Origin of the sequence: Heyndrickxia camelliae, from assembly GCF_002844575.1 — a bacterium.
GTDB classification, from domain to species: Bacteria; Bacillota; Bacilli; order Bacillales; family Bacillaceae_C; genus Margalitia; species Margalitia camelliae.
Window position 1 is genome coordinate 1 of the sequence record NZ_PIQO01000026.1, and the last position, 17,662, is coordinate 17,662.

A 17,662-nucleotide genomic window follows, 5' to 3' on the forward strand; every position below is an offset into this window, starting at 1 on the left:
GATCAATCTCCAGTATATGCGTGTGCACAACGTTATCGAGTATATAGATTTCTTACGGAAAAGTCAAAGAGTTACAAAAAGTATTTAGCCCAAGTAAATAACCCCAATAATAAAGATACTCCAATCGTTGGTCTAATAAACATCTTAGGTAAATTGGTCAACTTAATTAACACAGCAAATATTGCAGCAAATATAATTAAAATTATTAACAATATAAAAAATTTTAATGCAAGACCATTAACTTCTCCAAACAGAGGTGTCCAATCAATATTCATGCTGTTACTCCTTAAAAAATTATTATGAGAAACAGTATTCTACAATTATTGATAAAATTCCTCCATAAAACGAAAAAGACCCTCACAAGTTAATGTGAAAGGTCTTTTATCCAGACTTTTCTATTTTTGTCTTTGAGTCTATGTAGCTTTTAGGTGTACAGCATATAAATGGTGTATTTTTTAAATTTAATATTCCACTTTTTTTATCCAATGTAATTAAATGTGATGATTTTGATGCAAATGCAGCATCTATAAACATTTGGTCATCTTTATCTCTAGCTCTGACTCTACCTTTTTGATTTTTATAATGCTTGATGTTAATCGATTTACCCCTTTGAAAGAGAGACATGATATCAGTTAATATCTCCATAATATCCGTATCACTCAGTTGAATTTCATTACATTCACGTTTGAGAATATAAAGAAGTTCACCTATAGAATCTTGAGAAAATACTAATCTAGCATCTAAAGAATCTAATTGCTCTAATAATAAGCTACTCGGATTTCCTTCATCACCAAATATTCCTTCAATAAATACACATGTATCTATAACTAATTTATCTGTCATTATCTTTTTCGTTAATGGACTTTAAGATTTGAGAATATGAGATATTTTTCTTTTTCATTTGACTTCTAACTTTATTTCTAATACTCATAAATGCTTCTGATGGCGTTTTAGTGATCTTTGCTTCAATCGTTGCCATGTCTTTTTCCTCCTCATTACACATCTAATCACTCCTCGGTTGGTTTTATCAACATATTAGACATGATTAGTGTGCTATCCTTTATCTAAATTATACCAAAAATCGTCAAGTTATCAATAAATTTAGGTATAAAATAACGAAAAACATCATATAATGATAGATTTGATTATTTATTCGACTAAAATCAAAGAAATCCTTCTTTAATCTATAAGTATCCTACAAAGTTTGTAGATAATTATTTTTCTCACTTCAGTATCATTTTTAAATGATATTTATATTTTCAATATCACTTAAATCTTCTCTTTTCATTTCAATAAGTTTCACAAGTTTATCAAAGACTTCTGTCGTATACCCACTACCATCCTTATCACTATAAGCCAAACCGGTAAATTCCAAGTAACAACCTGTCCTAGATAGCCTGTGAATTAATCCGGGCATCTCTACTGAAGTTATGTTTAAATCTGAAGTTATTTTGTTTGTGAAATTATTCCAATACTTATGGGAATTTATAAGTTTTATATATGATCTATCGTTACCAAAAATACTAGAACAAATTTCATGTTCAAATTCATATAATGTGTATAAAATATAGATCTCCCTATATGTCAATTCATCTAATATTTTCAAATAGTCTTCGAATTCATTAATACTACTTATTTCAAAAGAATTTATTAATAATCGCGCAAAAAACCTAATTTTAGCCCTCTGCCTAGTGTAGATTGCGTTTTTATAAGTCGAAAAGAATGCATGTAAAAAATCTTCATTTTCAATTAGTTCTGGAGTTAAAATAAATTTACCAGTCCCTAATTCATCAAAAAACGTTCTAGATCTTTCTATTAAAATATTGTTAAAAGTACTTGTAACATAAGTATCAAGCATTGCTCCAAAAGGGATTAATTGAATCAAACTTCTTACTACTGATTGTTTTTCATAATGCTTTATTACAGATTCTTTAACATTATTTTTTATAAATTTGGCTGAGAATGATAATCCATTTTCACTCACCATTTCCACCCCTCCATTCCTACTTATCTACCATTATACGACAAAAGCAGTGGGAATAGAGGGATATTTTGTAACTATTTGACTAAAGAATCTCATCTCAAGTAAACACCCTCAAAAGAGGAGAATGGAGGGTGTCTAATTCAGGGAGATTGTTTATTTAATTATGTAATAAAAGATACCTTTTATTTTTTTAAATTCCAAACATATTATCAACTATTTCACTACTATGGTCTTTTGCGTAAGACTGTGTAGTTTTTGGATCTGAATGGTTCATAAATACTTGAACTTCTTCAAGTGTAAATTTCTTAGGATTACCATTTTCATCAAGAATACGTAAATCTTGACCTTGAAGTAAACACTCAGCACGACTATGGCGTAAAGAGTGAGGGAAGAATTGAATATTAGTTCCTTCAAGTTCATTTAATACTTTGCTCATACTAACAACTCTGTCATAGAGAGCGTTGTATTCTACAGGTTTTTTATTTTCACCTTTACCTTTAATCCAAAGAGAGTCAATATCATCATCACCACGTTGTTCAAGATACTGTCTAATTAACTCTTTAGTATCATTCAAATACACAGGTCTATATCTTTTGCCACGTTTACCGATAACTTCATTAGCACGATTTCCTTCCAATAAACCATGTTTATTTATCTGAAATACTTCATTCCTACGAGCTGCACTGTCAAACATCACCATTAATAATACTGCATCTTGCAATCTATCTCGTTTAATGAGTTCTTCCCTTAGTTTCATAATTTGGTCATAGGTTAAAAAGAAATCATCTTCGTTTGTTTTAACAGGGTCTTTTGGCAAACCTCTAACTTTTTTCGCAAGGTTATTGTCGTAATCATAATCATCATCGTCTTCTATGTATGTAAGCATTGATCTCACAGCAGACATCATACGATTAGCACGAGCATTACTTAACCCCAATTGTTCACTAAGATATAAATTAAAACGTCTGAAGTCTTTTTTATTTAATTCCAATATTGACTTATTTTGAAGCTTACGAAGAATATATATCATCACTAAACGTAAATCATTAAAATATTGATTTAGTGTACTTTCCTTAATTTTCCGTGAACGATATTCTTCTAAGAAATCTTCAATCATTACTTTATTTTCTGGATTCACTTGTTCCCATTCTTTTTCATTAAATATTCGATTATAAACTCGACCTCTACTAGCCATCAATTTCACCTCCTGTTGTTAATTTAATTATTTAACCTCAATGCCTATTGACTTTAAGTCAGCTTTTAGTGATTGGGATAATTTATTACTTACTTCTAATTCTTTTATTGTATTCTCTATAAATGGTCTTGGCTTGTTAGAGTATTCAAATTCATAGTCATAATTACGCCCATATTCGATGGTATCCACAATATTTTTTCCTGATTTTTCGTCACTGCGTGTATTATAAACTTCAATTCCATCGGCAGTTTCTTCAACTTCCCAATCATTCATTAAGCCTCCAGAACGTTCATAAATAACAGGCGTATATGGATCGTATACATCACTTTGAACATGTTCTTTTCCAGTTTCAATTACTGTATTCTTTGTTGCATTACCTTTTAACATTGCCTCTTTTGTTAATTGAGGTATGTACTTTGCCAGATCATTTAAGTCTTTGAATTCCACATCATCAACTCCTACACTTCAGGAATTTGCTTTTCTACACCAACATTCTCTAATTGCTTGAACACTTCAGCATTTTTCAATTCAAGTCTTTGTACTTGTTCCTTAGTTTTCTCCACTAACTTTTCCATCATCTGATACTGACTCACTAAGTCAACCATTCTATCAAATACTTTACTTATCTCAGCAGGTAGGAAAACTTCTTCCATAATAATTTTGTAATAACCAGAATCAATCAATGCTTCAAGGAATGCAATATGATTTTGTACTCCATCCTCGATATCAGCACCCAGATGAGTAAAGTGTTTAATGATAAGCAAGGATATTAAATGATAAGTCATTTTTTCGGATAGTTCTATTCCTAACTCATCAGCTTCTCTTATTAACTTTTGATTATCTTCAATAAGTTCATCAATCTTTAATTCAGGGAAGATAGGGTAGAACTTTAATGTAGATCCATCTTCGAATTCATGTTCAATTTGTTTATTAACCTCTTTAGCTGCTTTTTTGATTTTTGATACTTTTAGTTGAGTAGTTTTACTCATTCCTTATTCCTCCTTTTATTCCTATAAAATAAAAAAGAGAGGGGACTTGTACGGAGTCACACCTCTGGTAGTTTTTCTAATAATATTAAGCATATTATTAAGTTCGAACCAAATTGATATGTTTAATGGTAATTTAATTATTTATTGTATCTGTAATTTATTTTTAATTTTATATTTTGAATATAATTCACCATGTTTAAATTCATAACCAAGTAATTCTATTAATATTCTATTTGATCCATAGTTTCTCAACTCTACAGTTTCATTTAATATCATTAGATTTAACTCCTAATAACTAAAAGAGAAGGGTAGTTATTTAAAACTAACCCTTCACTATTAGTTTAATTATGATTCATCTCCAGTTTCAAAGATGTAGTCAATGTATTGACCTTCTCCGTTAGCATCCTTCACCTCGTACATGTCAAATGTAATCTCAAGGTTAGTTGCATTAGTACCTTCCATAGTAAATGTAAAGTTGGCTTGTGGACGAGCCTTAAATACATGTACATGGCAAGGATAATCTTGTTCATCTTCTTGCATACGAGCTAAACCTGTACCAAAAATTTCAACTGCTTTAGGGAATTTTGTAGATTTAATAGAAATTTTCTTGGATGTTGCAGGAGCAGCATATTGATAAAAAGCAATTACTTCTTCACCTGCAACGGCAGGAGTAGTAAGATCAACCGTTTTACCAGAAATTGAGCCTACAGTAAATTCTTCTCCTGTATCTCTTAAACCTTCTTTCTTATATATCTTTACAGTTCCAGAAATCGGTGTTTCAGATAATGAAATTTCAAGTGAACCTGAATTATCAGTAACTTTCAATTCTTCACGTTTAAAAATCTGTCCAACACCAGTTCCTAAATCATCACCAGAAAGCATTGCCAACATGTTTAAGTCAACAAGTGGAACAGTTAATTTGAAAGTTGCTTTTTTAGTATGATCAAAACTCATTTGGAGAGCATTGCCTCGACCACCATTTAGGCCTAATCTTTCAGCAGTATTTTCGTTACTTGTTGCAGATGCATAATCAACAAAAAACCAAGGTTTTTTTGTTGCGAAGTCTAAAACGTTAACATCAAGGACTTCTTTAATACCATATTGTAAACCCATTTCATTACCTCCGTTAATTATTTAATTTTATTTATATCAGTCGCCCAATGTTGTAAATCAAGCGATCCTGAATCCGAAACATGAGGAAGCAATAAAAAATTCGTATGGTACTTATCCCATACGATTAATCTTAAATATGCTTCATATAATTGGTAAATTGTTAAATCCCAAACAGACAATAGGTTAATATCATTAGAATAAGTTGCTACAATGGAAATAATATCCTTCAACCTAAGTCCATCATCAGAATTTTGTTCTTGTATCTTTTCTTTAGCTTTCTTTAGTTTTTCTAATAATGCTTTTGCCTTTGAGTTAGCTGGCTTGTAAGTCGAAACTGAATCATCTTTTAAGAAATTTTGTTTCATGATAACTTCTTTGAATTTCTTAAATAATTCATCATCAAATGTAAATAAACCACTATCATTTTTTAGAATTAAATTTTGACCATCGAAATCTAATTCTGATTTAAGAAATGTTTTTAAAGCATTAATAAAAATTGCAAAAGTGTTTTGATCTTTTTCTGAAATATAAAGAATAGTAAATAAATCCGATTCCTTACTTAGCATAGTTAATTCTTGTTTAGATATTATAGATTCTTCTAAACTATAAAGAATTTTTTTACTTGAAGTGATGATTGAAAGATATGAGTTATAAAGACTTTCACCTATCTCGGCAATCTCATCCATTCTTAAAGGGTAGACAAATAATCCATTAGCTATTTCAATAGGGGAACCTTTAATAAGTTTTAACTCATTCATTTTTTAAAACTCCCAAATTCATACGCATGTCTATATCCGACATATTGAACTGGTGCTCCAATAGGTGTCCCTCGTACATAATCCATTTTCCCAATTCCTGTAATCCTATTTAAACAAAATAACTCATTCAATCTGTCACTTATTCTTGTTGATCTTAAATCACCATTTTCATAGTCAAAGTGACATAATATATCAACTACTAACTGTTGATCAGCCACATAGTAGTTAGATGTAGGGATTCTTGTTCCAGGATATATTAATATTCTACAGATTGATTTATCAGCAGTTAAATCATCAGATTTCGGAGTCAGTAATATTCTATCTGTTCTAATCTCCCAATCCTCATCAATATCTAAAACGTTAGGGAGGGAAGGGTCTAATGGATCTGGTGTATTTTCAATTAGGTTAAGAGGGGAGTAGTATAGCAACCTATTTAACTGTTCGTCATTATTAAGCAAATGATAAATATCCATGAAATTTTTATGCATCGTCATGTTTTACTCACCACTCTATTTACTGTGACATTAATAATTCCCTTATCAATAACAACCCCACTAAAATCAATATCAATTACTTTGTAATTACGATCATGATATATGAATGGGTAATTCTCTATGATTTTCTTGGTCATTTCATTATAGGGAAGGGTAATTAATAGTGCATCATTTGGAAGATTGATAGGTTGATTGAGTGTTGTCATATAGAGTTTACTTTGTACAATACACGGAACATAGTCGTATTCTATTTCTTCCTTGTAAACAGGCTTCCCAAAATTATCATATCCAATTAAAACTTTGTTTTTATTAGCTTCAATAGGGAAGGTAGAGTTACATAGTTGAACCTCAGCTTTACGATAAACCTTATTGTCTTCAGGATATGTAGTAATTAACCAATTTTCATTATTGATCTTAAATAGATTACCTAATTCAATATCTTCAACATAGCCAATAATCTTCTTGGTTGTGCTTTGTGCATCATATTTATCATAAAATAATACTTTAGTATTCTTAGTATTATTAAGAATACCTTCATAACCCTCAAAGCCATCTAAAGAATTTTGTAATAACAGTAAACCATCATGCATCATTTTATCGTTTATGTTATTGGAGTGATAGTTACTGTAATTTTTCACTATCATCACCAACTTCAACATGTAGGTAACTATGTAATTTTGTTATATCTGCACTAACAGTCAACAAAATATCTCTAATTTCAGCTAATTCTGGTTCATCTAAAAGTTTTTTATGAAGATAAGATTCAAGACGATAAAGGACTGAGTTATTCTTTTTACTTAGTCTTGAGCAATAACTATATAGGCTCTCGAATTCTAGTGATCCATCTTGCTTAACGATTCTTACTTTATACTCAGTCATAGGAAGTCAACCTCCGTATTCATAATGAGTCTGTCAATTAATCTTTCTTGCTCTGATACGGAATTTTTCAAAGAAGTTAGCTGAGAACTAAAGTTCTTTAATCCAACATCCTTTTCAAAAGGTTGCCATAGTGACTCAAAAAATGTTCTTTCGTTTAAAAGGAAGCTGTACCTTATATAATGAGCAATTATTAAAAGATAATCCTCATTCAATTCTTCACTTACTGATTCAGTTAAATCATCACATTTAATTTCAGTTCGTAATCGATTATTAAATAGTAAAACTGCATTTTTAATCATTTCATACTTTCCCTCATCAGTTGAAGGGAGGTCAATATCTGACACTTTGCAGTTATTAAGAAAAGTTTGGTAGATTCGGTCATAGGTGGTTGACATTATCAATCACCCCTTAATCAAATAGAATAGAAGAATCAATTCCCATCCATTCAGATAAGAAATCTAACTTACCCTTAGTAAGATCATCTTTTAATGAAGAAGCCACTTCAATTACAAATTGCTTTTCAGAATCAACTGTAATTTTCTTTAGTTCAGCCTTCATCTTATTGATATTACCATTTAGTAATTTCTCAATTTCCTCTTTTGAATGTGTATTATTCTCATAAGTATCAATTTCGACAATACCATCTTTAATTTCTTTTGTAGTTTCATTGTCTTCAACAATAACTAATTCACCTTTATCAAAACAAATACTATTCATTTGAAGCCATTCAACAACTTCTTTAGGAACTTCCTTTACATCAACTTTCCCATTACGACTTCCCGCCCAACTCCATTGACGATTTGAACCATCTGCCGTATAACGTACAAAGTAAGAAGTATTTCTGTGTCTAGCAAGTTTAACTTTATCCATTTTTAATTCCTCCTAATATCCTAAAAGTAATAGGGTGGTTAATCTACCACCCTATTATAAATTTAATTTTAATTATTAAAGACTTACTGCAGCTTGTTCTTCAATTACACCAATTGCTTCACCGAATACAAGGTTGATAGCGACATCTTGAGTGATTTTCATTTTTACACGCTCATCTTCAATATCTTGTTCAGTTTGTTGACGCAAACCACCATACTCAACAACAGAGAAAGGTTTTTGTTCAACAGCGCCAGCAAACATGTAACCTTTATTTACAGGAAGTTCTACTTTAGAGTTTGTTTCATCTGTAAATGGGTTAACTAAGTTTACTGCAGTAGTACGAGCAATACGAGTAGGATTCAAGGCAGTTAATAATTCTTCTTTAATTCCATCAAAAAGAAGGTTTTTCAATGTGCTATCGGTTGCTTGCTGCATTGCAAAGTAATCGATTAGTAAAGAGTCAGCAACAAATACTGGGCGACCACCATATCGTTGAAGAACAGAAGCAACTTTATTGTATTCTGCAATTGAAATGTTTGAACCAGTTTTAACGTTTGCAGCAGGAATTTTTCCGCTAGCAATAGCTTGAGCAGTTAATTCATTAATTTTGTCCAAGTACAATCTTACTTTTGCATTGGCAACATCGTTTACTAAAGAACGGAAGTATTCTTCTGATTCTTTAACAAGATCAAGTGGCTCATAATAAAAACCAGTTGATAGGTGAGCAGGGATAGCAAAAATAGACTTTTTACCTTCGACACGAACTAAGTCAACGCCAGATCCAGTAGCAGACCAAACAACTTTGGCTTTGTTCTTTTGTGGTATTTTAAGTTCTTTAATATTTCCACGAACTTCAGAATCAACATTAGCAAAGATACCGAATAAATTAGTTACCATTGGTTTTGCAATTTGATCAGCAGTTTCGACTACTAATTGATTGAATTGGTGTAACATAGAAGGGTCTGGATTTGCAGAACCATCACCAAAAACTTTTGTGATATATGCTTTAATATCAGCAGAATCAGTTCCTTCCAATTTGTTGTTATATACACGATTAAATAAACCTTTTAATTTCATGTTATCAAGTACCATATATGTATTCTCCTTTTATAATTTAATTTCCAAATTAAGCTTTTGCTACTTCGAGGCGTACCATAGGAACACCTAGAGTATATTGAATGTCATCTTCGTTTGAAACAACTAAAAATTGTGCAGATGAGCCAGCATAATCCGCATGTGCAGAAGCAGGATCAGATATAATGAATTTCTTACTTGCAGGGTCAAAATGTGCAACGAAACCATTTTTAATCTCAGTAACTCCATCATTTAAAGAAAAAGCAGAAGTATCAAAGCGAGTATAATTTTCCTCCAAAATTACGATTCTTGCACGATCTCCAACTGCATTATAGAAATCAGCCATTTCTTCTCCCAGATATCGAGTTTCAGGTGAAGCAATTAGATAAGCTTTTTTATCAATTGCAGATAATTGTTTTGCAGTCCGTTCGCCATCAGCGTTGAAACCTAACTCAACAAGTGTAAAGTTATCTACGTCTGCTCCTTCGATTAATGCACCGTTTGCAACTGTTTTTACTTTTAAGGAATTTAAGTTACCTACAGCATGAGTTCCTTTTTCTTGTAAAGCTTTCAAAATACGACTTGCCATATTTGTTTTCCTCCTAATATTAATTTAATTATTATTTAGAATATCTGCTTTCAAAGTCGTCACTAGTAGGAATTAAATTTTCACGTTTACTAGAAACCTCTCTGATTACAGTGTCTTCAGATTTTTCTTCCTTTTGAACAACTACCATATCTACAAGCATAGTGTTTAATTGAAGGACAGCTTGTTGTCCTTCTTCAGTTTCAAAAACTGTTTTCTCAACTAACTTTTGAACTTCCTCAGATTCAAACTTATCTGAAGCATTTAAAGCTTTAAACTTAGCAGAATAGAAATCTTTCTTTTCGTTTAATGCTTTAGTCATTTGTTCTTCTTCAACTTGATTCTTGAATGGTTTTAATTCCTCAACTTGAGAATTTAATTGAATAATAGTTTCGCTGGCAGTATTAAATTTATCCTCAATTTGTTTTTTCTCATTCGTTAATGAATTTAACTGATTTTTTAATTCAGAAATAGTAGAGTCTTTTTCATTTAACTGAGTTTGAACTTCGTCAGGAACAACTTCTTCCCAGTTACGTTTTAGAAAAACCTCAGTTTTTGAATCAAAATCAATAGTTACATCATTTTCAGATTTCGAATAATTGTATTTAAAATATTTATCAAATTCGTTCCCATCAGCATAACTATAAATATTTGCTACAAAATACGTATCAAATACATCGGCAATCCATGAATAAGTTCTTTCACCAAGGCTAGGATCTAACTCACTATACAACTTTGTACGAATATCATCATGTGACAATTCAAATACTTTTTTAAATTTCTCCATTTTTTCACCTTCCTTAACTTCTTGATTAATAGCTTGTGCCACTAATTTATTTAATTTAGAAACGTCATATGCAGGATAGACTTTTGAATGATTACCTCTTTGTTCAGAATTCAAGACACAATGTCCTTCGTATACATAAGAGAGAATTTCTTCAACTCCATCTTTAAACAAATAACTATCGTATAATATCTCCATACTAGAAGAGATATTGACTCCAGCGTCATTCCATTCTTTAAGAAGTCCAATAATATTAGGAAATCTCGAAGCCCATAATATACCTTTTCCTGCTACAACTTCTTTTTCATTCCCATTTTGATCTTTAATAGTGGTGATATAAGCATTTTCAGTAAATACACCTATTGGAATTGTATTTAACCCTATTATAGGATCACCAGTGTCTCTATCTTCGTCAAGATATACTCCATGTGTCCCTAAAGCATCATCTTTAGCCCCAGCTTCAGAGACAGGGAAATACTGGCACACTATTGGCATGTCTTTAAGAGTGTGTAATGTTTTTTGAGCAGTTTCTTTCGATATAAAAGCATTATTATGAGATACTTCAAAATCATGAAGTATGAACTCGCATTCTTTCCTTGTTGGATTATCAGTATCGGATATTGAGTTTAATTGAATATTAAAAACGTGTTTTTTCTTTTCCAATTTCTCACCTCCTTAAAAGAAGATTAATAGATATTATGAAGAAATATTATTTAATTAATTTATTGTCAAGAATATTTTTTATATTATCTTTTTCCCAATATGGGATTCTGATTAGTGGGATATTATTTCTTCTACAATATTCATTCTTAATTTCATCTCTAATTTTAGTAATTTCAAAGTTTCTATCTCCACCAAAATGATCAACTGGCTCAAAATGTTGAATCCCATCATACTCAATTAAACATATCAAATCATTTTTATAAAATATTGCAAAATCGAAAGGTAAAGTATTTTTATATTTACAATCTATGAATCTATATTGAGTGGTGAATTCTATATTATTTTCATTTAGCCAATTTTTGATATTTTTCTCACCACTTGACATATTGCAAATTTTACATCTACAACCAAATTTGAAAGAAGCAAGGTTACTTTCATAAATATGACCTTTATCACATTTGATTAATAATATAGTTGTCAGGTTAACGTATTCTTCACTTATTAGTTTATAACCATGTTCTTGTTCAACAATTTCTTTTACCTCATCAATTGAGTATCGTTTATTTCCTGCACATTGTGCACAACCAACGCCTTGTTGGATATCGTTTATACTCAATTGACAAAAGTGTCCTTTTGAACATTCTAATTCTAACTTTTCAACAGCTTTGTGATATTCTTCACTGATTAATTTGTATCCATTTTCTTCTAAATATTTTTTCACCATCGGATAAGTCCAATTAGTTATACCATTACATCTATTACATTTAATTTTGCCCATTTGGAAATTATGGAAGTCTGTAATAAATGTATCTCCACATTCACATCTTAATTTCATTTTTTGAGTAACTCCTGTATAATCATCACTCAATAATAAACAATTACTCTTTGAATCAATCTCTATGTATTGTTTTACGTCACTATATGTTAAAAAAGGTTTTCTTCTTTTTGTGTCAGAACATTGCTTACAATCATGACCTTTTATGAAATTATCAAATGTCATGTGGAAAATGTGATTAGATGGACATTTAATCTCTAATTTTGTTCTTGCGTTTTTATAAATTTTAGAAGCTAATTCACATCCATCTCTTCGTTCAATGATACTTTTTATATATTCGTAATCATGTTTTTTAGGCAAAGTAAACCCTCCAAAATATAAAGTAAATAGAGCTAAATTTTTTTAGCTCTCCAAGTTTTTAATAAATTATTCAAATTTTCATTTCCACAAAATATCCAATATCTTTTTTTGTTTCATAGTGAATTGATTTACTTATAAATTTTTCTCCATTTTTCAGTAAAAAGTTTTTTAAAGGCTTAGAATAACAATAAAATAATTTATTCATAAGATCACCATTCTTAAATTATTCTGGTAAACTATTACCATCTGAAGTTTTTGATCTATTAGTATTATCATTTTCTGGATTTTCAATTGATTCTCGACCAACTTTATTTCCATTTAAAGTGTAAGTTGATTGATATGGTCGAATTCTGTCTTGTAACTTAAGTTCTTCAGTTTCAAAAATAGTCTGTTCCAAATAGTTATCCCAATTTACACCTGCCATATTATCAACAAGATGTTTAACTGACCAACCTTTATCATTAAGTTTAGATAGAATATCAATTTTTTCCTTAAGAGTAAGAGGTGTTTCTTTGTCATATTCCATTTTGAAGTTATCTTTTTGGCTTGCTGGTAATATTAAGTTAATTAACTTTTGATACACTTCTTGTTCAACATCTTCAAGCATAACTCCAATACGTTTATAAAGAGTATCCATGTTCAATTTAGCACCAGCGAAGTTTGAGCCTGAACCATTTAGAACTGATCCAGATAAACCATATGCAGATTGAATATCAGAATTGATATGATCAAACTTTTTGCCATCTAAACCATCTGTTTTAACATCAGGGAAGTCAATTTTAGCAAAATCAGGAATGGTTACTACAGTAACACCACTTTGATTATTCTTTTCAAGTGCAGCTTTAACACCACTATGTATTTTCTGTTTTACAGCTTTAGGGAGTTTTAAGTTGGTTAAATCATCGTACTTGTCATTACCATTTACTCCTACTGTCAATACTGCTACAGCATTAATAATCTTGTTAGCAATTGAACGCTCAACATCTTTTAGTTTCTTTTTATGAAGTACGTCATAAAGTCCCGGAGTAACCCATGATGATCCTAAACCTTGATTTCTTTTTAACGTTCCAGTTCTTAATACAAATGTTCTATCCTGTGGTAATTCTTTGTATTGATATTCTGTAGAATTTTCCTTGAATTTTTTATAATCATTTTCGGTAACATAGGGGTTAAGATTTTGTAATTGTATTTTGCGAAAATCGTCCTTCATTGAATCAAACCAGCTCATATCAATTACACTAACCCATTCACCATTTCTCCTATAAGCAGGGAAAACATATTTTATTTCATCAAAGACAAAAGGGTATAGGTTATTTTTATCACCAAGCCAAATTCCTACTAAAGTTCCAGCCGTTGCATTCTGTTTTAACAAGTCACGAGTTAAGCGTTTATGCTTGACTCGATGTAATGTTTTATTTAGAGTTGCGATATGCTTATCAGTTGATTTATTCTTTTCAAATGAATCAATCTTATAGTTTAAAGTAGGAAGTGCTTCGATTAATTCATACAACATATGAACTTCTGCAGTTGATAAATAGTAATACTGTGCTAAATCTTCAATTTCTTTTTGATAAGCATCTGGATTTGAAAAGTATTTCTTTAAGGTTTCTGCCTGAACCTCATTAATAATATCTTGAGAGAATAGGGAAGTGATGAATCCATTTACATAAGTTGATACATAGTCATTGTAATCATTCACCATTCTTTTGTATTCTTCCGATTCAGTATCAACTTGTATAATATTTTCTTCCAATCAATTCACCTCCTGTTTATTTAATTTTTTAATAGTAAACTAAATCGTCATCTATATCATACGAACGATTACTTTTACTTAATTCACGTTCTTTTAAGCTGATAAAATGGTTTCCATATGCCACACTCACATACCTATCTTTTCTTTTTCCAGCTTGTTCTTTTAGCTTCACATATTTCGGATGATCCAAACGTTCTAGTAAAACCATTTCATTCTCTAATAATTGTGTCTGAACATAAGGGTTTAATAATTGAACTTGTTCTTCAATACTGAGTTTATTGAACCAAGGTTCGTTTACAAAGTGTTCACGAACATCATTCTTGGAAATTAGGAAGCTTATTCGTTTATTAGTAATCTTATCTTTTAAATCTAATGCAATATCACTATTAAACTCTTCAGTAGCAGAAATTGTAAAAATACGTTCTTCGTACTCATCTTCCATATGAAACGCTTCAAGTTTTGGATCATTTTTCTCATTCATAGAGATGAATGCTTGGTATTCTATTTTACGTTCAGGATCATATAGTTTCCGACATAGATATGCGTACACACTGATACCGTTACCTTGTCTATCCAATACAATATAATCACATTCAAAATCATCAAATAAACGTCTAATAATCAATGCTTGAGTTTCAGGATGTAGACCTTGGAATGATTCCATATTCAATACTTCACGTTTATATTTAGTACCATTTTTTGATTTTTTCCCTGAAATTAATGTGAATACAGAGGAGTCATTTGCATCCCCACCTAATAATGCTATATCGCAACTTAGTATACGAATTTCATTATCTGATTTTTTATGGAATGGTTTTTTAGTTTTTACTAATTCTTGAATTTCTTTCTTATAAACAGGGAATTGTAACACTTTTATATCTTGGATTTCTTCGGTTTTAAAATACGCTTTTTCACTTTCACCGAAGAACAGTGTGTCCATCTCCATATGCCATCCAATTTCATCAATATCATCTTCAGCTAACTCATCTAATAATTGCTCTTTGTTAACTAAATTCTCTTTGATAGCAACTTGGTAGGGGAAGCCACATACAAAATACTTCTTTAAATTCAACATAGATTTTTTAAACACTTTGAAACGTTCATAAGACCAGTTGAATTTATAAAAACAAGAAGTTAAGAATATTTCTTTGTTACGTTCTAGGTATTCCTGTTTATTCTTGTATTCCGGTTTATCCAAGTAAGCAGGCTGTCTTGAGGATGCAAGAAAACGTCTAAGTACGTTTTTATAAATTTTAGGATCAATCATTCTGAATTCGTCTAAAATTAATAAGTTTGCTCTTGCACTTCTAGCACCTTGTGTAGCAGCTACTACCTTTATCCAAGATCCGTTCAAAAATTCAACGTTGGGATCATCTGTATTCATAGATGTCCTAATTGAACCTTTTATTTCTCGTTTCAACATACCTGTTTTTGACATATTCATTAATTCTGGTATCTTTTCAGTAACAATTTTCATTGCCTGTCCTTTTTGACCAGCAGCAATTACTATTTTTGTTCCCGGCTTAAGGATACATATTATTACACAAAACAATGCTGTTAGAAATGTTTTACCTAATCCTCGACTTGCGAATAATGCCGTATAGTTATAATGCATCATGCAATATAGTAAAATCTTCTGAAATGGTTTTAATGATAATCCTAAATATTCATCCGCAAAAATATCTGGTCTTGATAAATAGAAAGCAGCCCACGCAGCAACACCTTGCATGAGCTTCTCAGACTTAGTTATATTATCCGAACTTTTATTGAACTTACGTTTCCTATCAAAAACACCTACTGTATTCTTTTGTTTATTTCTATTGACCTCAAAATTTTTATATCCAGCCATTTAGACTAGTCCTCGAAATCTTCATCGTTTTTATTTATTTCATTGAAGTTAATAGTGTAATTTGATAGTGCTTGATCATATTTTTCAGTAAGTTCGTTATTTAAACCTTCCATTTTTGCTAAATGACCAATCATAAAAGTATCAATATATTCTTTCATTTCATCTTCTAATGGTGTTGGAATAGGTTTTTCGTTTTCCCATTTCTTAATTAGAGTGCCAAATGTAATTTGATCATTTCCTTCAGCACCAGTGGACTGAATTGGTTTCATATTAGCATCATTCATTAATTTACTTCTCGTATCTATTAGATTCGTGATTGTTTTTTGACTATTATCTTTTCTTTCTTGTCTTAATTTTTCAATGTCCAAATTAATACAACAGATGTCCTTCATAATCATTTCCATTCCATAATCAGGACACTCAAAGCTTGACATTAATTTATATCGTTCTTCTTCTAGGAATGAGTATTCCCATTCAGAATATCCACGTCCCCAATACTTAACTGATTCTTCAATTTCCTCATCGTTATCATCTTGTATGTGATTTTCTACAATAGTTTGACTCGAATTGAAAATATCGCTATCTGCCCAAGTTAAATCTTTATTCCTATTCATTACTACATTTTTCATATAAAGTTTTATTAAACTTTTTCCAGTACTTTTAGATTCTTCTTCGGAACTATTTAATATATCTATCAGAAATGGCTTATCTATCATTCTCAATGCTTGTTTTAAGTTTTCAACATCATCATTAACATATTCCCAAAAACAATCTTTACACACATGAAGTTTTCCTGTGTTTTTATGAAAAGGGGAGTTCGATGAATAAAAATGATCCTCAATTTTGTCTTTTCCACAACAAGTACATGTAAATTTGTCTTTTTGTTTAGCCACAGTACTCACCACCTTATAAAATTTAAAACTACTCATTACTGCCTATCACAATCCAAGAGGGGAGTGGAAGTGATAAGCAGAGTGAGGAGTTTTATAAAAGTTAGGTTTTAATATTAATTTAATTTATTAATAATCTTCTTCATCGACATCTTCAAATTCTCCAATGTCTATTTTATTAATCTTCAATGATTTCCTCTGGAGATTCATCGTTCTCTGGAGTTATTAGTACATTAGGATAATCATCCATTTTAAATCCTCCTTAAAGTAATGGGGAGGAGAGGATAGGGTGAATGCCTATCTTACCTATTTTAGTAATTTATTTATATAATTAAAGTAACTATAAAACCTTATGTAATAATAAGTATAGATGTACAATATTAACCTATTAAACTTCGCAGTGACACTCATCACAATCACACTCTAATTTTTCTAATAAATCCATTTTATAGTGAATCTCATGAATTAATTTTTGTTTAATATCAATAAGCCTTGATTCATCAATTAAATTGCTAAGAATATCAAATAGGTCTTCTTCTGATTCAGCTTGTTTTGCAATTTCAACATACTTTGAAACTAACTCACAAGTAGGACAGCAGAATTCTTCTTGATCTTGGATAAAATTTATAAGTTTAGTCACCGTTTT

General features: G+C 30.6%; 22 protein-coding genes. 1 reads left to right on the forward strand and 21 read right to left on the reverse strand.

The features are described 5' to 3' along the window. Window positions 1-303, forward strand: a 303-nt coding sequence (locus CWO92_RS25870; protein WP_207767825.1) for a hypothetical protein, incomplete at its 5' end; no start/stop codon positions are given. A gap of 78 nt (window positions 304-381) precedes the next feature. Here the strand turns inward: CWO92_RS25870 and CWO92_RS21890 are convergent. From CWO92_RS21890 to CWO92_RS21985, 21 genes are all read right to left on the reverse strand, one after another. Further along, window positions 382-843, reverse strand: coding sequence for a putative toxin-antitoxin system toxin component, PIN family (locus tag CWO92_RS21890; protein WP_101356331.1), 462 nt, complete (start codon window positions 841-843; stop codon window positions 382-384). Further along, window positions 833-979 carry a hypothetical protein gene (locus tag CWO92_RS25630; RefSeq protein ID WP_165786745.1) on the reverse strand — a complete coding sequence of 49 codons (147 nt, stop codon included), beginning with the start codon at window positions 977-979 and terminating at the stop codon, window positions 833-835. The genes CWO92_RS21890 and CWO92_RS25630 overlap by 11 nt, the downstream gene beginning before the upstream one ends. 261 nt (window positions 980-1,240) lie before the next feature. Continuing rightward, a complete protein-coding gene (locus tag CWO92_RS21895; protein ID WP_101356332.1) occupies window positions 1,241-1,987 on the reverse strand; it encodes a hypothetical protein in 747 nt (248 codons plus the stop codon). Window positions 1,988-2,174: 187 nt separating this feature from the next. Continuing rightward, the gene (locus CWO92_RS21900) at window positions 2,175-3,179 is read right to left on the reverse strand and encodes a tyrosine-type recombinase/integrase (RefSeq protein WP_101356333.1); all 1,005 of its coding nucleotides are present in this window, start codon (window positions 3,177-3,179) and stop codon (window positions 2,175-2,177) included. A gap of 27 nt (window positions 3,180-3,206) precedes the next feature. Continuing rightward, entirely contained in the window at window positions 3,207-3,626 is a 420-nt protein-coding gene (locus CWO92_RS21905; RefSeq protein ID WP_101356334.1) for a YomN family phage-derived protein, read from the reverse strand. An 11-nt stretch (window positions 3,627-3,637) separates the two neighbouring features. Beyond that, complete coding sequence (locus tag CWO92_RS21910) at window positions 3,638-4,168, reverse strand: YomO family phage-derived protein (protein WP_101356335.1); 531 nt, start codon at window positions 4,166-4,168, stop codon at window positions 3,638-3,640. Between the two features lie 345 nt (window positions 4,169-4,513). Further along, the gene (locus CWO92_RS21915) at window positions 4,514-5,281 is read right to left on the reverse strand and encodes a YomU family phage tail tube protein (protein WP_101356336.1); all 768 of its coding nucleotides are present in this window, start codon (window positions 5,279-5,281) and stop codon (window positions 4,514-4,516) included. A 17-nt stretch (window positions 5,282-5,298) separates the two neighbouring features. Beyond that, window positions 5,299-6,039 carry a hypothetical protein gene (locus tag CWO92_RS21920; protein ID WP_101356337.1) on the reverse strand — a complete coding sequence of 247 codons (741 nt, stop codon included), beginning with the start codon at window positions 6,037-6,039 and terminating at the stop codon, window positions 5,299-5,301. Further along, window positions 6,036-6,533 (reverse strand): YomW family phage-derived protein, encoded by a 498-nt coding sequence (locus CWO92_RS21925; RefSeq protein WP_101356338.1) that lies wholly within the window; start codon window positions 6,531-6,533, stop codon window positions 6,036-6,038. Before CWO92_RS21925 ends, CWO92_RS21920 begins: the two co-directional genes overlap by 4 nt. Beyond that, window positions 6,530-7,171: a hypothetical protein gene (locus tag CWO92_RS21930; protein ID WP_101356339.1), complete on the reverse strand. Its 642-nt coding sequence runs from the start codon at window positions 7,169-7,171 to the stop codon at window positions 6,530-6,532. The genes CWO92_RS21925 and CWO92_RS21930 overlap by 4 nt, the downstream gene beginning before the upstream one ends. Continuing rightward, window positions 7,155-7,412, reverse strand: coding sequence for a hypothetical protein (locus CWO92_RS21935; protein ID WP_101356340.1), 258 nt, complete (start codon window positions 7,410-7,412; stop codon window positions 7,155-7,157). Before CWO92_RS21935 ends, CWO92_RS21930 begins: the two co-directional genes overlap by 17 nt. Then, window positions 7,409-7,807: a hypothetical protein gene (locus CWO92_RS21940; protein ID WP_101356341.1), complete on the reverse strand. Its 399-nt coding sequence runs from the start codon at window positions 7,805-7,807 to the stop codon at window positions 7,409-7,411. The genes CWO92_RS21935 and CWO92_RS21940 overlap by 4 nt, the downstream gene beginning before the upstream one ends. 13 nt (window positions 7,808-7,820) lie before the next feature. Further along, a complete protein-coding gene (locus tag CWO92_RS21945) occupies window positions 7,821-8,282 on the reverse strand; it encodes a hypothetical protein (RefSeq protein ID WP_101356342.1) in 462 nt (153 codons plus the stop codon). A gap of 75 nt (window positions 8,283-8,357) precedes the next feature. Further along, window positions 8,358-9,374 (reverse strand): YonB family capsid-like protein, encoded by a 1,017-nt coding sequence (locus CWO92_RS21950; protein ID WP_101356343.1) that lies wholly within the window; start codon window positions 9,372-9,374, stop codon window positions 8,358-8,360. 34 nt (window positions 9,375-9,408) lie between these two features. After that, window positions 9,409-9,945: a hypothetical protein gene (locus CWO92_RS21955; RefSeq protein WP_101356344.1), complete on the reverse strand. Its 537-nt coding sequence runs from the start codon at window positions 9,943-9,945 to the stop codon at window positions 9,409-9,411. A 31-nt stretch (window positions 9,946-9,976) separates the two neighbouring features. Then, complete coding sequence (locus tag CWO92_RS21960) at window positions 9,977-11,389, reverse strand: DUF8531 domain-containing protein (RefSeq protein ID WP_101356345.1); 1,413 nt, start codon at window positions 11,387-11,389, stop codon at window positions 9,977-9,979. A gap of 46 nt (window positions 11,390-11,435) precedes the next feature. Beyond that, window positions 11,436-12,524: a PDDEXK family nuclease gene (locus CWO92_RS21965; RefSeq protein WP_101356346.1), complete on the reverse strand. Its 1,089-nt coding sequence runs from the start codon at window positions 12,522-12,524 to the stop codon at window positions 11,436-11,438. Window positions 12,525-12,747: 223 nt separating this feature from the next. After that, on the reverse strand, window positions 12,748-14,226 hold the full coding sequence (locus CWO92_RS21970) for a hypothetical protein (RefSeq protein WP_101356394.1): 1,479 nt from the start codon (window positions 14,224-14,226) through the stop codon (window positions 12,748-12,750). 79 nt (window positions 14,227-14,305) lie between these two features. After that, window positions 14,306-16,126, reverse strand: coding sequence for a terminase large subunit domain-containing protein (locus CWO92_RS21975; RefSeq protein WP_101356347.1), 1,821 nt, complete (start codon window positions 16,124-16,126; stop codon window positions 14,306-14,308). Window positions 16,127-16,131: 5 nt separating this feature from the next. Continuing rightward, window positions 16,132-17,019 (reverse strand): YonG family phage-derived protein, encoded by an 888-nt coding sequence (locus tag CWO92_RS21980; protein WP_101356348.1) that lies wholly within the window; start codon window positions 17,017-17,019, stop codon window positions 16,132-16,134. Window positions 17,020-17,404: 385 nt separating this feature from the next. Beyond that, complete coding sequence (locus tag CWO92_RS21985) at window positions 17,405-17,656, reverse strand: hypothetical protein (RefSeq protein WP_133120604.1); 252 nt, start codon at window positions 17,654-17,656, stop codon at window positions 17,405-17,407. Window positions 17,657-17,662 lie beyond the last annotated feature (6 nt).

Coding starts and splice junctions, on each gene's coding strand:
- CWO92_RS21890 (WP_101356331.1), bottom strand. CDS start 843: ATGACAGATAAATTAGTTATAGATACATGTGTATTTATTGAAGGAATA.
- CWO92_RS25630 (WP_165786745.1), bottom strand. CDS start 979: ATGGCAACGATTGAAGCAAAGATCACTAAAACGCCATCAGAAGCATTT.
- CWO92_RS21895 (WP_101356332.1), bottom strand. CDS start 1,987: ATGGTGAGTGAAAATGGATTATCATTCTCAGCCAAATTTATAAAAAAT.
- CWO92_RS21900 (WP_101356333.1), bottom strand. CDS start 3,179: ATGGCTAGTAGAGGTCGAGTTTATAATCGAATATTTAATGAAAAAGAA.
- CWO92_RS21910 (WP_101356335.1), bottom strand. CDS start 4,168: ATGAGTAAAACTACTCAACTAAAAGTATCAAAAATCAAAAAAGCAGCT.
- CWO92_RS21915 (WP_101356336.1), bottom strand. CDS start 5,281: ATGGGTTTACAATATGGTATTAAAGAAGTCCTTGATGTTAACGTTTTA.
- CWO92_RS21920 (WP_101356337.1), bottom strand. CDS start 6,039: ATGAATGAGTTAAAACTTATTAAAGGTTCCCCTATTGAAATAGCTAAT.
- CWO92_RS21925 (WP_101356338.1), bottom strand. CDS start 6,533: ATGACGATGCATAAAAATTTCATGGATATTTATCATTTGCTTAATAAT.
- CWO92_RS21935 (WP_101356340.1), bottom strand. CDS start 7,412: ATGACTGAGTATAAAGTAAGAATCGTTAAGCAAGATGGATCACTAGAA.
- CWO92_RS21940 (WP_101356341.1), bottom strand. CDS start 7,807: ATGTCAACCACCTATGACCGAATCTACCAAACTTTTCTTAATAACTGC.
- CWO92_RS21945 (WP_101356342.1), bottom strand. CDS start 8,282: ATGGATAAAGTTAAACTTGCTAGACACAGAAATACTTCTTACTTTGTA.
- CWO92_RS21950 (WP_101356343.1), bottom strand. CDS start 9,374: ATGGTACTTGATAACATGAAATTAAAAGGTTTATTTAATCGTGTATAT.
- CWO92_RS21955 (WP_101356344.1), bottom strand. CDS start 9,945: ATGGCAAGTCGTATTTTGAAAGCTTTACAAGAAAAAGGAACTCATGCT.
- CWO92_RS21970 (WP_101356394.1), bottom strand. CDS start 14,226: ATGGTGAATGATTACAATGACTATGTATCAACTTATGTAAATGGATTC.
- CWO92_RS21975 (WP_101356347.1), bottom strand. CDS start 16,126: ATGGCTGGATATAAAAATTTTGAGGTCAATAGAAATAAACAAAAGAAT.